The 15,945-nt window shown below is 39.9% G+C and carries 10 protein-coding genes and 2 pseudogenes; 5 read left to right on the top strand and 7 right to left on the bottom strand.

Annotated features, from left to right (window positions below; all coding sequences use genetic code 11):
- Positions 1-19: 19 nt before the first annotated feature.
- On the top strand, positions 20-3,433 hold the full coding sequence (locus tag PAUR_RS19960) for an Ig-like domain-containing protein (protein ID WP_192509484.1): 3,414 nt from the start codon (positions 20-22) through the stop codon (positions 3,431-3,433).
- A 682-nt stretch (positions 3,434-4,115) separates the two neighbouring features.
- On the top strand, positions 4,116-5,246 hold the full coding sequence (locus PAUR_RS19955) for a serine hydrolase domain-containing protein (RefSeq protein ID WP_192509483.1): 1,131 nt from the start codon (positions 4,116-4,118) through the stop codon (positions 5,244-5,246).
- Positions 5,247-5,476: 230 nt separating this feature from the next.
- Here the strand turns inward: PAUR_RS19955 and PAUR_RS24040 are convergent.
- Together PAUR_RS24040 and PAUR_RS19950 are read right to left on the bottom strand one after the other, a co-directional pair.
- A pseudogene (locus PAUR_RS24040) lies at positions 5,477-5,737 on the bottom strand (helix-turn-helix domain-containing protein); the annotation flags it as partial.
- Positions 5,738-5,906: 169 nt separating this feature from the next.
- Positions 5,907-6,365 carry a nuclear transport factor 2 family protein gene (locus PAUR_RS19950; protein ID WP_192509482.1) on the bottom strand — a complete coding sequence of 153 codons (459 nt, stop codon included), beginning with the start codon at positions 6,363-6,365 and terminating at the stop codon, positions 5,907-5,909.
- Between the two features lie 646 nt (positions 6,366-7,011).
- Between PAUR_RS19950 and PAUR_RS19945 the strand changes: the two genes are divergently transcribed.
- Positions 7,012-7,632: a hypothetical protein gene (locus tag PAUR_RS19945; RefSeq protein ID WP_192509481.1), complete on the top strand. Its 621-nt coding sequence runs from the start codon at positions 7,012-7,014 to the stop codon at positions 7,630-7,632.
- A 239-nt stretch (positions 7,633-7,871) separates the two neighbouring features.
- Here PAUR_RS19945 and PAUR_RS19940 read toward each other — a convergent pair whose 3' ends face one another.
- The 5 genes and pseudogenes from PAUR_RS19940 to PAUR_RS19920 form a co-directional block, all read right to left on the bottom strand.
- Positions 7,872-10,049, bottom strand: coding sequence for a M3 family metallopeptidase (locus PAUR_RS19940; RefSeq protein ID WP_192509480.1), 2,178 nt, complete (start codon positions 10,047-10,049; stop codon positions 7,872-7,874).
- A 418-nt stretch (positions 10,050-10,467) separates the two neighbouring features.
- On the bottom strand, positions 10,468-10,788 hold the full coding sequence (locus tag PAUR_RS19935; RefSeq protein WP_192509479.1) for a GNAT family N-acetyltransferase: 321 nt from the start codon (positions 10,786-10,788) through the stop codon (positions 10,468-10,470).
- 144 nt (positions 10,789-10,932) lie between these two features.
- Positions 10,933-11,949, bottom strand: coding sequence for a transposase (locus tag PAUR_RS19930; RefSeq protein ID WP_192509478.1), 1,017 nt, complete (start codon positions 11,947-11,949; stop codon positions 10,933-10,935).
- 91 nt (positions 11,950-12,040) lie between these two features.
- Positions 12,041-12,553 (bottom strand): annotated as a pseudogene (locus PAUR_RS19925) (IS91 family transposase); the annotation flags it as partial.
- Entirely contained in the window at positions 12,550-13,383 is an 834-nt protein-coding gene (locus PAUR_RS19920) for a tyrosine-type recombinase/integrase (RefSeq protein WP_192509477.1), read from the bottom strand. The gene PAUR_RS19920 and the pseudogene PAUR_RS19925, both read right to left, overlap by 4 nt.
- A 648-nt stretch (positions 13,384-14,031) precedes the next feature.
- On the opposite strand from PAUR_RS19920, the gene PAUR_RS19915 reads away from it, so the two are divergent.
- The gene (locus tag PAUR_RS19915; RefSeq protein ID WP_192509476.1) at positions 14,032-14,391 is read left to right on the top strand and encodes a hypothetical protein; all 360 of its coding nucleotides are present in this window, start codon (positions 14,032-14,034) and stop codon (positions 14,389-14,391) included.
- Positions 14,392-14,440: 49 nt separating this feature from the next.
- Positions 14,441-15,916 carry an alkaline phosphatase family protein gene (locus PAUR_RS19910; protein WP_192509475.1) on the top strand — a complete coding sequence of 492 codons (1,476 nt, stop codon included), beginning with the start codon at positions 14,441-14,443 and terminating at the stop codon, positions 15,914-15,916.
- Positions 15,917-15,945 lie beyond the last annotated feature (29 nt).

The raw sequence follows: 15,945 nt of genomic DNA, 5'->3' as shown, positions 1-15,945 counted from the left end.
AATTTTTTAAGGGATTGTAGTGAATCGAGTCATTCTTGGTATTCTCTTTATTTATATATGTGTGTTTAGTGGTAGCGCATTATCTGCTTTTGATTTTCCAACGCATTTAAATTTCATGCTAAAGAATTTACATGCTCAAGCTCAGACCAATAATAAACCAGTTGTGACAGACGATCACATTACACTGAGTGAAGATGAGTTGGGCTTACTAAATCTGCTGGGTAATGATAACGACTTGGACAAAGATGCGCTTAAGATTGTCTCGGTCAGTGCATTATTTGGCGAAGTTGAGCTAATGCCAAATGGTCAGGTAAAATATCAGCCCCCGCATAATTTTTCAGGCCAAGATAGAATTACTTACTGGCTATCAGATGGTCGCTCTAATGCCCTCTCAGGGCAAGCCTATATTACAGTTAACTCGGTAAACGATGCACCAGTTGCAAATAATGATGCAGCCACTGTTATAGCAAATTCCAAAATTACCATCGAGGTGCTTGATAATGATACCGACGTTGACGGTGATGTATTAACCGTTAAACAGGCATCGGCGATGTATGGCATAGTGTTGAACAATGGCAATAGTATTGAATATCAGCCTAATATGGGTTTTGATGGTGCTGATGTCATTCACTATACCATTGCAGATAAATCGGGTGCGCAATCGAGTGCCCAAGTAAATATGACTGTGCTTAAAGAAAATAAGTCTGCGCCTGTGATCATCGGTCAAAAGCCCTTATTTATGGATGAAGACACCACGTTAGAATTAACACTTGATCATATTAACTATACAGACAGTGATTCACTTCATGGTGATATTGTATTGGAATTAGCTGAGGGGGAAAATTACACTCTCAATGGCTTATCGCTCACCCCTAAGCAGCATTTTTCTGGTGAATTATTTGTTCCTGTTACACTCTTTGATGCAAAACACCGCTCATTAGAATACATGTTGCTGATAACGGTTAATGACGTCAATGATTCCCCACAAGCAGGGCAAATTTTATTGGAGTCTGTCAAAGACGAAAAATTTACTTTATTCATGTCCGCAATGATGCACGACCCCGACATAACTTTTGGTCCACACGGATTAAACGATCCAAGGTTAGAACAGTTTAAGTATATTTTTTCTAAACAAGCAGTGCGAGAAGATCACGGCGGGGGGACAAACAAAGGAGGGCGATTTTTACAAGTACCGGGTGCTAAAAACGGAGTGGTTGAATATACACCACCGGCTGGTTTTATTGGCCGAGATCACGTGTTTTTCTTTGTATATGATGACAAAGGCGCGGTGTCGGGCCGAGGCGATATTGTACTTGATATAAAAGAGCATACTTCTTCACCGGTGATCATACGTTCTAACACGCTGACTGAGATAAGAGAGGATCAGCCTTTTCAGCTTTCTATTAATGACCTTCATATCAGATATCAAGGGTCAATGAACAGACATAGTGACTTAACACTTGTGGTGGACGATACATTAGGGCCATATACTTATGATCCTGTCACAGAGCTTATTACCATTGATCCACTATACGAGGAGACTTCGTTAAGTGTGTTTGTTCAAGTGAGTGATGGCGTGAGTAATTCGAACACATTTGTTGTTCCAGTATCACTTATTTCAGTGAATGAGGCACCGACTGTTTTTGATTTAGAAGAAACGGTGACTAATTTGCAGGGTATAGAAATTGACATCAGGTCTGAATTGGTAGTAGACCCTGAGGCAAGTAAGTCGCCAAGTTTGTTTGATCAGTTTACTTATCAATTTGTTATACCTGAAGGCAGCATTGACCATAAAACAGACGGAGGCCAGTTTGTGCGGGTGCCTGGTAAGCCTCACGGTGTGTTTAAATACATTCCTAACCCAAACTTTGTAAAAGACACTGTATCTTTTTGGGTGACAGATAATGGTGGGGTTCGATCTAATATGGGGACAATCGTTATGAATGCGCCTGTGCCTGCTATTCCACATAGACCAAGCGCTTCTCTTAATATGGGTGAGAATCACGTTACTTGGACTAAGGTCGATTTTGCAACTCACTATATAGTGCAAGAGCATTGGCAATGGAGTGATTTTTCTTCATCAGTGAAAGAATATCGAAGTGATACAAATCAAATCTCCCTTATTGATAAAGTAAATGGGTATTCTAAGTATTCAATCAAGGCATGTCACCTTGCTGCGTGCTCGCAATGGTCGGAATTATCTTTACCAACAAAAAGCTTTGTGACAACGCCAAAAGCAACATTGACAGAGAGTAATGGCGTGATGGTGAACTGGGGGAGTGCTCAAGAAGGCGTATTTGACATTCTGGTTAAATATAACAGTAATGAATGGACTGAACCTGGACGTTATACAAGCACTAAAAGCAGCATTGCTTGGTCAAGCCTGCCATCAGGTAAAAGAAGTTATAAAGTGAGACGCTGTGATGATGGTTTAATTAATTGCTCTGATTGGACCACTGAGTCTAATGCTTTACTAACCCCAGTTTGGATACATGATGTTACGGTTAATGGAAGCTCCACAACACTGAAATGGGGCGCTATTCCTAATGCAAGTTATTATGATATCTCGATTAAATTCAATGAAAATGAATGGACTTTACCCGGTCGTTTTATATCTCCCGGTGGAAATGAAGCTGGTACTAACCAGTTAACATTCAATGATGCTGATGGCGGCATACGTGCTTACAAAATTCGTTCATGCATTGGCAGTATTGATAACGCAATATGTTCCGCGTGGTCAGCACCAACTGATAAATACACTACCATAGGATTACCAGAAGACACGCCTGCTATTAAGTTATCAGTGCCTACGTACACATTTATTAATAGAACAGAGACAATAACTTGGGCATTTATAGCTACGCCTAAGACGATATTGACATCGACGCTTTACGTTGTTCCACCAGGTAGCAATGAAGTCATAGCACTGCACCAAGTAGACAATAACCAAGCTGGCTTTTTCGATTATCAGTTCGTTCAATCAGGTACTTACCGGTTCTTTACGCAAGCGTGTGGCATGGTTTTGGACACCTCAAGCACATCAAGCACATCAAGGCGTACCGTAAAAGCATGCAGTTCACGCTGGGAAAATGAAGTACACGTTGAGGTTATTAATACTGAATTTGTTTTTGAGCATTCAGGTGAATTACTTACTTGGTCTAGTGAATCAGGCGCGAAGAGTTTTGTGATTGAGAGTGCTACCTGCACAACGAATTGCGCTGATATTGCAAATTTAAGCTGGCAGGTATTAACCACGTTAGATGGTGATCAGCAGAGTTACACATTGCCTCAAGATAGTGGAGCCACATATCGTATTAAGGTCTGTTTTAGTGACGGAAGTTGTTCGAGTTGGATTTACCCAGTAGATAAAAGGAAAAGGACGCTTTTTATTCATACAGATTTGTTGGGGAGTCCAGTGGCTGAGACGAACTAGTAAGAAATAACGCGTACTACCAACCTAATTAACAGTTGTTACCAGTTAAATTTATGACTGTTAGTTGGGTTGTGTTTTAGTTTTTATATCTTTCAAAAATCTAATGATAAAATTACTGGTGCACTTCCAGATTCTGCGTGATCAGTAAAAAGCAATCAACTCTGGGGGGGCTGGTTAAATCTCCTCCTTTTTAGAAAAAATGAACACTTTTCTATACGATAGCGACCCTAGTGATCCGGTATTGTGAGTATAAATTGTAATTTTAAGATGTGCGCCTTTCGATGGATAATGTCAGCCTTGCTTACTATCAGTGTTTTAGGGCGCTAAGACTACTGATTCCTAAATTAAAGCTCAAAGTGGTGCACTTGCAGCATGAGTTCGGGTCTGAACTTCCCACCTAATACACGTATGCCTTTCCTATAACTGAACCCCATGTTCTCCCGTTGTTTCTTATTATTCATAGTCGTTTTAGCATTATATGACTATCCTATTATTTATTTTAAAATGAGGAGTAAAAGAGCAAACATAAAAAATCAATTATTAATTAAATTGTCTTTGCTTTTTAGAACATAAAAAAGGTACATTTAATTTTTAACATTTGGCCTTTATTCTTTAACTACACCACATTAGAAGCAAAGACCAATCATAGCAAAGCTAATAAATATATAGGAAAGGACTTAATATGAAAAAGGCATTAAAATATTCACTGGCATTATTCATGGGGGCGGCATCCCTTTCGGTTCAGGCAGATAATAAACCCGACGACCTTGATGATAAAATAGATGCCATATTTGCTAATATGCCTGAGAATGGTCCAGGTTGCTCTGTTGGTGTTATAAAGCATGGTAAACTAGTGCATCAAGATGGTTACGGGCTCGCCAATTTAGAGCTTAATAATTCATTAGATGGCTCTCATGTGCATAGAATTGCATCAGTTTCTAAACAATTTACTGCTATGGCCGTTTTGCTATTGGCTGATGAAGGTAAAATATCGTTATCTGCAGATATACGTCAATATTTACCAAAGCTGAGAAATTATGGGTCAGAGGTTACAATTAATGCCATGCTAGGCCATGTTGCAGGGATGGGAGATTATGATTTTGTTGATAATCTAGAAGATCCAGACGCAATGAAGTTGCGTTCGTCTGCTGGCAATAAATTTAGATTAGGTAACGAAGATTATTTGACGATTAGTGAGTTCTACGACTACGTGAAAACAGTGCCTTTGCGTCATGAGCCAGAAAAAAAATGGCAATATAGTAACTATGCCTATTTCTTATTGTCGATGCTGGTAGAAAAAGTCTCAGGCGAGTCACTACGAGATTATGCCGAACGGCGTATTTTCAAACCACTTAATATGACCCATACATTCTTTAGCGATCAGCCAACCGAAATTGTTAAAAGGCGAGCAAGTGGATATCGTCCATCTGAACAAGGTGGCTATATCAACAGCATGACCAATTTATTTTGGGTAGGTGATGGTGGATTACATACGAATGTAGAAGATATGGCTAAATGGGATCGTTATTTCTATAACCCAACCTTAGGAAATAACCCCACAGCGTTACTTAGACAGTTTTTAACCCCGAATAGTGAAATAAGACATGAACGATTTGAATACGCTAATGGGCAAATGGTGGTCGACAGTGAGTTTGGTAAAATATATACCCATAGTGGTGGCTGGTTAGGCACAGTCACTAATTATGAGCGTATTCCAGGCAAAGCGTATTCTAGTATCGTATTTTGTAATAGCGAACATCTAGATGCCAGAGATTATGCAAGTATGATCAGAAAAGTTGTACTCAATAATTAGCTTGTAGTGAGCTGATATTTTTGTTGAGTGATCAACTCTGAGCCACAATGCACGCAACATGCTTAGTAGGTGATAATTTCTATTATCACCTACTGGATTCAAAAATCAGGGTTATCGTGATCAACTAAACGCGAATTTAAGTCCAAAGTGCACCACTCGCTAAATTATACTGCTTTGCGTAATTCATCGAATTACGCTGCAGGTTGCATGAACCCTAAACACTTTCTCGGCCTCGCATTAAGCGCCCGCTCTATGTACGCAATTGTGAGTGATCGCATGAAATACTTGGCCGCTAGACGCTTTCGTTTATACGCCTTTGAGTGAGCAACTTCTAGCAAGTAATAACTTCGAATACGATTGCGCCTAATTTCATGACTTACTGTACTATGGCTTACTTTTAGCCTTTACCCTATCTCTCGATAGCTAAACCCCTCGCGTAAGTAAACCTCAACCAGATATCTTTGCCCTGCGTTCAACTGCTTGTAACTCATGGTATCAACTCTTGTTTTCTAGCGATTACAGAAGCACCACCGACAGGCCTCTTCCCACTGTTTAACCATCAGTGGTGCACTTATTATCTGAATTCGGGCCTGACTCAGCAGCGAGGGCTCTGCATACCCCATTACTTACAACTTTTTTGAGTAACTTTTTAGGTTTCGGTTACTTTTTCTTGGCAATAAATGTTTTATTGATAATACGCCATTCATCTTCGCGTTTGTACATTACAAGATAGTCAACGTAATGTGTTTTTGGCGTATCAAAATCAAGCTTCACCATAGCCATTTTGTCATCAACTATATCGACAGAAAGAATATTCGCTTCCCAAGTATCTTTAGTCGCTTTTTTAAAATAACCAGAAAACTCTTTTAACGGAACAGTTCTAATGGTTTCTTTCGCTGTCTCTTCATTCTCGGTAATCATCTTCACATGGCCAAACTCTAGATCAAAAGCGCTTGAAAGAAGCGTTTGGTCTCCATTTGCAGCCCCATTAAAATAGTTATAGGCGGTTTGTATAACTGCTTGGTATTCCTTACCAGTTACAGCTTCAGCATAACTAAGCGATGGCAATAAAAAAGTAAAAAACGCAACAATCATTGAAGTTAGTTTTATTTTATTCATCTTATTTTATCTCTCGAATAGGTTCAAAGTTTCGTTTTTATAGCTATGCTATTTGATACGCAAATAGAAAAGAAGTAAACCATTACAATTGTTACAATTTATGAGTGTTCAACACCTCAGTCAATTATACAATGAAGAAAAGCGTGCCAAACTAGATCTAATAAAGCAAGCTAGGCGTAACAGGCTAACTGTTTTTCTACATTAAAAATCTCTATATGCTATTTAAAATACAAAGTTCCTAAATAGAAAACCCTGAATGCATACTAGAAAAATCAGGATTTTGGGATCTTTATTAAAATAACCTCCACAAAGAAACACTTCAAAATAAAGCGAATAAGCCCCCCCCCAATAGATTTTCTATCTGCAAGTAATTTAAGTCTTAAAAAAGTAACAAGCGTGATTTAACGTGATATAAATAAGATTTAAATAGCGATAAATTCTAACAACTTAAGTTAATTAAGCGACAGGCACTAGCATAGCAATAGCTGAACGGGCAATCGTAAAAAATCAGCTCGAAATTAAATTCAAACATTGCCTCATATAATCTTACATTTGATTAACTTCTTTTAGGATGCTATAAATCTGAATTCCAACTTTACAAAGTTGGAATTATTGAAACCATAAAATAAATATAATAAGGATTATTATGAAACTACTAACTATATTCGCTATTAGTTCACTCTCAGTACTATCCATTAATGCATTTGCCGCAGGCGATCAAAAAATAAACTGCCAAACGGATGCTACAGAAGTACCATACTACTATGGCTGGGCTAGTTGTTGGGCCTCCGGAAGACACATGCAAGAACACGTAACTAAAAGCTTTTCTCAATGGCATACAATAAAGGAAACTGTATTTGAAAGTGGTCAATGGACTACCTATCAATGCAACTCTATCCTACCTAGCGTTGGCTATGACAGAGTAACTAGTGAATCTTGCCAATACACACCTAAAGCCATCATAAAAGAGCACTTGGTAACTGAAAGGTACGATTCACGCACGGACACAACTTATTATGCCGCAGGGATTGTAGTTGCTGATTTCAACTACAGTGATCGCGACGGTCAAGTACAAAAAGTAGAAAAGTGGGTCGATGGCGTGAGCACCACACGTGGCCATGTAGATATTACCTCACCAGCCACAGTCAAATTGCGCGTTACTGATAACGATGGAAATGTAACGGTTACTTCAAGAAGTATTAGGCCGCCAATGATTCAACAGTGCAGAAGAGGCGGTATGCTTATACTCTGTGACGTAGATTTTTAAATCAAAAGGCCCGTAGTCATTGAGTTAAAAAACAGGCATAAAACGATTGGGTCTTATGCCTGTATTATCACTGCTCCAACCCTATAAAAGTCATGCTTCGCCATAACCAAGCTGTCATTAACTACATCAACAGAACGAATATTCGCTACCTAAGTATCTCTATAACGAGCACACCGTCAACGAGTTGATAAAAAAACCGAAGCACTGTGGCTTCGATTTTTAGTGTTAAAATGCGAAAATTAATCTAACCCTCTGTTGCGTAACAGGGCATCCGTTGTTGGTTTTCTGCCCCTAAAGCCCTCGTAAGCTTCAAAGTAGTCCAAGGTATCACCGCGGCTGTAGATAAACTTATACAGCCGTTCAGCGGTTTCTTTATCAAAGATATTTTTCTTCTCTATGAAAGCGTCAAAGCCATCTGCATCCAATATCTCAGACCACATATAGGCGTAATACGCTGATGAATAACCCCCAGCAAAAATATGCCCAAAGTGCGTACTGCGGTGGCGCATAATGATCTCTTCTGGTTTACCGTAAGAACTTAACACTGTGTTTTCAAAATCGCGCACGTCCAAGTTTTTCACTTCGCTCATTTGATGGTAAGCCATATCGACTAATGCAGATGCCGTAAATTCAACCGTAGCAAACCCCTGATTGAAGGTGCTGGCTTGCTTAATTCGTGTTAACAACGCAGCAGACATAGGCTTACTTGTTTTATGATGAAGCGCAAACTTTTTCAGCATTTCAGGTTGAGCGATAAAGTGCTCAAACAACTGGGCTGGGAACTCTACCCAGTCGCGGGGAACACTGGTACCGGCAAGAGTAGGATACGTTACATTTGAGAGTAAACCATGTAGGGCATGACCAAATTCGTGGAATAGCGTCACTGCGTCAGAGTAACTCATCAATGTTGCTTCACCCTCAGCTGGTTTATTTAAGTTCATATTGTTAACGATCAGCGGCTTAACATCACCAGCTAACTTTTGCTGATTTCTGAACGCACTCATCCAGGCACCCGATTGCTTAGTAGAGCGGGCATAATAATCCCCAAAGAATAAACCGATAGATTTACCAGTGCTGTCTTTGACTTCCCATACCCTCACCACCGGATTGTAAACAGGAATATCATTGCGCTCTTCAAAGGTAAGACCAAATAAGCGGTTAGCAACGTAGAACTTAGCCTCTAGCATATTCTCAAGTTCAAAATACTCCGCGATTTCTCCTTGGTCCAAATTAAACTTGTCTTTGCGAACTTTTTCAGCATAAAAGCGCCAATCCCAAGGCTCAAGCTCGTGTGTTGCGCCCTCTTTGACCATAATGTCTTTTATCCATTCGCGTTCTTGCTCAGCCTTAGCAACAGCGGGCTCCCACACTTTTAATAGCAAGTCCATTGCCGTTTCCGGTTTACCTGCCATGGCATTAGATAACACATATTCAGAATGGTGTTTATAACCTAATAGCTGTGCGCGCTTGGCACGCAGCTCTACCATTTCAGCGATAATCGCTTTGTTGTCAAACTCATTATCGTTATCACCGCGCTTTGCCCAACCATTAAAAGCTTGTTCTCTTAAATCACGACGTTCAGAGAACTGTAAGAATGGCTCAACACTGGCCCGGTTTAGCGTGATCACATACTTACCGGACAAATCTCTCGCTGCAGCTGCCGCAGCGGCTGCATCACGCTGTGCTGTTGACAAACCCGCCAAATCTGACTCTTCAAGAACCAATTTAAAGGCGCGAGAATCATTTAAGGCATTTTGACCAAACTCAGTGGCCAGTGCTGCAATACGCTCGTTTATCGTTGCAAGATCTGCACGCTGCTCTGGCGCCAAATTCGCCCCTGTGTGTACAAAGCTGCGGTGAATGCGATCGAGTAAACGAATTTGCTCTGAATTTAATTCAGCTTTGCGTATTTGTTCTGAGTTCGAATCGTTCGAGTTGCGCTGCTTATATACCGTTGCAACGCGCTTGTACAAACCTTCATTCATACGCGTTTCATTTCTATGGCGGGTTAACATACCAGAAACTTTACGCTGCAAAGCCTGCATTTCATCATTAGATTCAGTGCTCGCTAGATTAAAAAACACCCCCGATATACGCGAAAGCAATGCACCGGCCAACTCCATTTCTGCAATGGTATTGTCAAAATTTGCTGGCTGTTCATTATTAACGATAGCTGCAATTTCTTTGTTGTGTTCAGCAATGGCTTTTTCGAAAGCTGGCAAAAAGTGTTTTGTTTCAATTTCGTCAAATGGCGGTGCGCCAAAAGGGGTATTCCACTGTTGGAAAAAAGGGTTCTGTACTGTTGCCGTTTCGACTGTGTCTACTTTATTACTTTGGGTTTGCTCTGGTTGCTTTGAGCAGGCATTTAACAAAAAACCGGCAGAGATTACTAAAGCTACACGTGTTTTTTTTAACACTATAAGCCTCCTTTAATAATGCGTTTTAATTTGGTGTAAGAATAGCAACAAATGATATGTTATATCATAATTGCAGTCACCTCTTTTATCGCATAAAAATCACCACTCAGCTCAATTACCAAACTGTTAGCTTTTAAGTGCAAAAACAGCATTGTTATACCAGAGTAAGGTTAACTGATGAATGTTCCAGCTCTGGCGTCCTGCTATCTAAATCCATTTAGGTATCGAAGCCCTAAACGATGGCCTACAAACTGAGGCTGCGATGAACGCACATTAAGAGACCATCAATATGTTTTTGCCGTAAACAATTTTAATGGCTAACAAACATAGCGAATTAAAACAGTGAATAGTTTTCGAAGACAAATTATCGACTAAAAATAACTGTTATTCTTACCTAATCGGAGAAGGTTCATATATTTTATAAAGCGGGGTTACATAAGCCATACGCATAATCATCTCTGTAATGATTATTAATTAAAGTATTTTGTTTTAAACAGCGCTCACGGGAAAAATCTTCTTTCTCTAATAAATTAAATGAGCCTGAGTTATGTACAGAACAAAAAGCAACGAGTTTATTTAGCATTAATGTGTCAAATGCGTATTGCTTAATAAGTTTAAGCGCTTTACTACCAACGCCTTTCCCCTGAGCACTCACCTTAATCATAAAGCCTACTTCAGCAATTTTAGCGTTATGATTGACAATTCTAAGCGATATATAGCAACAACAGGACAGGCACATAATTGTAAATTCACCATTACAAGCCACGTGCAATCTGGAAGCACACCAGTAACTTCATTCATAACACGGAAAGCAAAACAGCAAGCTGATGTGCTTGCTAGGTTCGTATTGATGTTTTTTGATATTCTATAGATAAAATACTGGTTACCCAGCTCCTTTGTACCATTTGACGTCATTCTTTGCCGCCTGTCGGCATAAAGCGTGTTTACTCCCTGCAAAGTTTGCATATTGTCGTCTAAAGCTTTGTACCTGCTCTAACCATATCGTTTCTTCTATATTGAGAGTCACTAATACTCTTGGTATCGAGTGGCTTATATAGCCTGTCTTTTTTGGGTGTACATGGCGGCCACTCCAATCTACCAATTCAAAATAATCTAGTAGGCTAAATGGGATGCCCCCTGCTATGTGCTCTCCACCAAGTGGTTTTAATTCCGCAGGTTGACTTATATGGGCTGGGTCATCTTTTTGAGGGATGTTTTGAGAAGGATTTAATTGTACTTTTTTATTGTCTTTTATCTGGGCTTTAAAATGCAGTAACCGTTCTTGAATTGAGGTAAAATCGCTCTCTTGAAGCGTATTTGCCATATTCGCTCTGATTGGGTTTAAATCTACATACGCCATGCAACTTAGTAGCGCACTTTCATCAAGTAATGCCTGTGACTTATAGCGGCCCTCCCAATATTTACCCGTACAGTTATCTTCTTTATTCGCTTCTTTGGCTATGAATTCGTTCAAATTCTTCATATACCAGCTAATGTCATACAACCTCAAACGCCACTTTGACACTATTTCATTGAAGAAAGTCATCGTTGCATCATCGAATACTTCTCCATTGATATATCTGTCTACCAATGAATCACCATTGTAAAGTTGATACCAACGCTTAATAACGTCATCATCTGACCAATCGAGCGCAGTTTGCTTATTTACTTTCACAACAATGTGATAATGGTTGCTCATAATCGCATAAGCCGCTATTTCTATTGCAAATACGTTACTGAGCAACTTCATTCTCTCGACCAACCATTCTCTTCTGTGGTCAAAGTTCTTTCCTGAATACTTATCTTCCCCACACAAAAAAGCACGGCGTACACACCGTGCTATTAAATGGTAATAAGGCGTTGCAGACAAATCAATTAAAGCATTCCGTGCTCTTGTCATTTTAATCACTCAAATAAACTGGATATATAAACAGTAGTTAAACCACTCAATTATGCAAGAAATTTGTGCCTGTCCTTTTTTATTCTCTTTCATGCCATTGAGTTTGCGTTAGCCCTCCCGCTGGCACCAAGCAATGCAAGTGAATATGCTGGCTTAAATTTTGCCCCCAGGTATGTAATACACTGGTCATCCCTAACTGCCCATGTCCTTTACGCTGTGCAAATTTACTTAGGGTATCCCATACTGCTTTAAATAAACACTGATAAAGCGTACTTGGGTCATAGTGCGCAGCACTATTCAGCTCATGTGGCAGTGTAAAAACAAGATGGAAGTAGCGACAAGGCAATAAACGTGCTTGCTGTTTTTGCGCCCACTGTGCGGTTGCCATACTTTGACAGCGTGGGCAGTGTCGGTCTCGGCAACTGCACCCGACCTGTTTTACCTCGCCACACGTATCACATTGCCATGATTGATACCCTAACTTGCCTGTCCTGCATGATTGAAGATGTTGACAGACCCGTGTTTGCTGGTAATTCAATGAGTGGTGTTGCCGATAATCATCTAACCCTAATTTTAAAATATCAGCAAGGTGTAACCTACTCATTGTTTTGCCCAATCGGCTAGTAAATCAATACCGCCATGGCCTAATTCAGGTAACCAATGCAAGTAACTCTGTGTCGTTTTAATATCACTGTGACCAAGCTGATGTTGCAATTGATGAAGCGGCATGCCTGATTCAAGTTGATGTGTCGCATAAGCATGGCGAAGTGCATGCGGGTTACACTGCTGCAAACCAATGCTGTGTGACTGCTTTTTTAATGACTTTCTGAAGCTCGATGGCGACATCGATTTGTCCATAAACCACCGAGAATAGAACATCCAACCTGTAGGATGATACATTTTCCAGTAGCAACGTAACTGCTTCAATACACTCTCTGACACAACAACGTAACGTGATTTATCTCCTTTACCCTGCTCAATTAAAATGGTTTTTCGTTGACCGTCTATGTCTGTAACTTTAATGCGTAATAGCTCACCAATACGTAAACCACAGCCATAACACACCATAATTAGCGTCTTTAATCGCATATCTGTGCAGCTTTCTATCAGCCGTTGTATGTCGCTACGAGATAAATAAATGGGTGCTCGAGACTTCGCTTTTGGTAAGGTAATATCTAAGTTCAATGGCCGATGTAAAATGTGCTTAAACAAGAACCAAATACTGTTTATCTGTAACTTTTGGCTTGCCCGAGAAAGCTTGCGAATCGCCGGATCTTGAAAGAATGAATTCAACTCTTCATCTGTAATTAAATCCAATGATTTATTAAAGTAATTTCTGAGTTTAAGTAAGTGCGCGCAATAGCTTTTACTTGTTCTTTGTGAATAACCTCGATAGGTTATTTCTGCCTTGACCTGTTCAATGAGTGTATGCATTTTTGACCTCTAAGTTGTGAAATAACTCAGAGAAAGTGTGGCTCAAATGGTAAGAATAGGATCTCCGCGTAGCGGCTTAGTTCAACAGTGTATTAGCGTGAATGCCGATAAACACTCTGAACCCATTTCGTTGAGAGGACACCAAAACCGCCAATTAATTTAATATATATTAGTAACTTAACATTTTTTCTAACACACAACAATCACCTCCCACCAATGATGAAACCGAGAATTTACTTAACCAAGAATCATTTGGGTCGTTATGTCATTTTACTAAAGTAAAAACTATATATAATTCAGTCGATTAAGTTTACATGTCAATTTAAACGTGCATTTTTTAAATTACATAACGAGGAGAGAGGTTAGCAATTTTGAGAAATTAAATTACAACTGTATATAAAAACAGCCATAGAGCATCTTAATCACCGCAGATGCAAGAAATTTGTGCCTGTCCTTTTTCACTACCGCAAGAAATTTATGCCTGTCCTTTTTCACTACTCCTACCGTCCTTTTTCACTACTCTGACGCTTTTTCTCTTTTAGCTGTAATGCCGTTGTAATGTTCAATGTTCTGCCTACAGAATATTCTAGATATCGAAAGCAAGAATGCTTTCGACTCATTAATTAACAAATTTAAAAAGGAAATATCATGTCGATATCAGCAAGCGTTACACTAATAAACAAAACGGGCTCAGCCATTAAAATTACTCAATGTTCTCATGTCAATGATGACGCAACCTTTAGCGGTATATCTGTTGGTGATGTGATTGAGAATGGCAGTAGCGAAAAGTTAAAAATGGGTAATAGTTCGGTATTTTTAGCCCCCAGAGGTTGTGGTTGTGATATTAGTTTTATCTGCCAATCCAATTTCGAAATAGGCAATATTGTTTTTGATGATCCGGCCGTTGGTGCACATTCATTTAGCTTCGGTAATACAGAGGTTTTCGCTTATACCCCAGGTGGTGATACATCCAGCAGCGATTATACAGTGACTGTTTCTCTGATCTAGTGATTGACTTAACCCGGGGATAAATCCCTCGGGTTTAATGGGAGGTAATATGAATAATATCAAACATGTGGTTTATTTAATGTTGGAGAATCGCTCTTTTGATAACGTCTTGGGTTGGCTTTATGATGACAATCATCCACCTAAAGTGACTATTCCGGCACAAGAAAAGCCAACTTATGACGGATTAAAACCGACTTACTTTAATCTTGATCAACAGGGCAACAAACACTATGTGATCAAGGGAACTAATAACAATATGCACGTACCAAGTTGCGACCCTCATGAAGAATACTCGCATGTGAACAAGCAATTATTTGGTCATCAGAAAAACCCTAATAAACTAACCCAAGCTACCATGTCTGGTTTTTATCAAGATTTTTCTTATTTCTCCAATCCGGCGGAAGAATTCTCTGGTGTTGTTACCGATGAGATCATGATGAGTTACACTCCAAAAGAATTACCAGTGTTAAATGGATTGGCGAAAAACTTTGCAGTATCAGACCGTTACTTCTCATCAGTGCCGACCCAGACCAATTGTAATCGCGCCTTCGCCGCTTGTGGTAATTCATTGGGGTTAAATAATGGCAAACTTGAAGCTTGGGTCAACAATCGCAATACTTCTTTATTAGGAGCTGGTCATCCTGAAGGGCAGCAGTTTAATCAAAAAACTTTTTGGAATGTGCTAAGTGAGCATGGTAAAAATACCCCTGCAGATTGGATTATATATAACAGCTCTGGTAGCAAGGTAAAAGATCTTTTGGGAGTTGAAGGATACAGCTATACCAGAGATTTGATGGAACAATTACAAGATAAGTCTTTTGACCCACACTTTTCGACCATGGATAGCTTCTTTAAAAAAGCCGCCGATGGTCAATTGCCATCAGTTTCTTTCTTAGAGCCTGAGTGGGGCGGTGGTTTTAGTCAGTTGTTGGAGGGCCAAGGAAATGACTATCACCCACCGACCAATCTGGCACCTGGCGAAGCCTTTGTAAAACAGATTTATGATGCCTTAACGGCCAATCCGCAAGCATGGGAGAAAACCCTTTTTATCATCAACTTTGATGAGCATGGTGGTACTTATGATCATGTGCCCCCCCCATGGAATGCTGCCCCGCCATGGCAAGATGACGATACTACTCAGCCTGAACTTTATGAACATGACTTTAAATTTGATCGCTTTGGGGTGCGAGTACCACTAATTTTGGTTTCGCCTTGGGTCCCAGAGTCTTGTGTGTTTCGCTCAGCATCTGAGGTGCCATTTGATCATACCTCAGTGATCGCCACTATTCTTAAAATGATGGGAATACCCAAATCCCAATGGGGTTTGGGTAGCAGAACCGCCAATGCTCCGACTTTTGAACATGTGTTTAGTAGCAATGCATTGCGTAAAGATATTCCTACCATCGACGTGAACCCTTTTGCTCACACCAATGAAGCTATCTTAAACAATACTGCCAAAAATGATATTCAGACCAGACGAGATCATTTTGTGGAGGGTAAACAGGGTAAACCTGCTTCCCACTGAGGTTTGTCACAATCCATTGGATGCTTGTG

The sequence above is a fragment of the Pseudoalteromonas aurantia 208 genome (genome assembly GCF_014858725.1).
GTDB classification, from domain to species: domain Bacteria; phylum Pseudomonadota; class Gammaproteobacteria; order Enterobacterales; family Alteromonadaceae; genus Pseudoalteromonas; species Pseudoalteromonas aurantia.
Note: the sequence above shows the minus strand (reverse complement) of the source record. Positions and strands in the feature narration are given on the sequence as shown.

Bases quoted from the DNA above. Each gene is read 5' to 3' on its own strand.
- PAUR_RS19955 (WP_192509483.1), top strand. From the start codon at position 4,116: ATGAAAAAGGCATTAAAATATTCACTGGCATTATTCATGGGGGCGGCA.
- PAUR_RS19950 (WP_192509482.1), bottom strand. From the start codon at position 6,365: ATGAATAAAATAAAACTAACTTCAATGATTGTTGCGTTTTTTACTTTT.
- PAUR_RS19945 (WP_192509481.1), top strand. From the start codon at position 7,012: ATGAAACTACTAACTATATTCGCTATTAGTTCACTCTCAGTACTATCC.
- PAUR_RS19935 (WP_192509479.1), bottom strand. From the start codon at position 10,788: ATGTGCCTGTCCTGTTGTTGCTATATATCGCTTAGAATTGTCAATCAT.
- PAUR_RS19930 (WP_192509478.1), bottom strand. From the start codon at position 11,949: ATGACAAGAGCACGGAATGCTTTAATTGATTTGTCTGCAACGCCTTAT.
- PAUR_RS19920 (WP_192509477.1), bottom strand. From the start codon at position 13,383: ATGCATACACTCATTGAACAGGTCAAGGCAGAAATAACCTATCGAGGT.
- PAUR_RS19915 (WP_192509476.1), top strand. From the start codon at position 14,032: ATGTCGATATCAGCAAGCGTTACACTAATAAACAAAACGGGCTCAGCC.
- PAUR_RS19910 (WP_192509475.1), top strand. From the start codon at position 14,441: ATGAATAATATCAAACATGTGGTTTATTTAATGTTGGAGAATCGCTCT.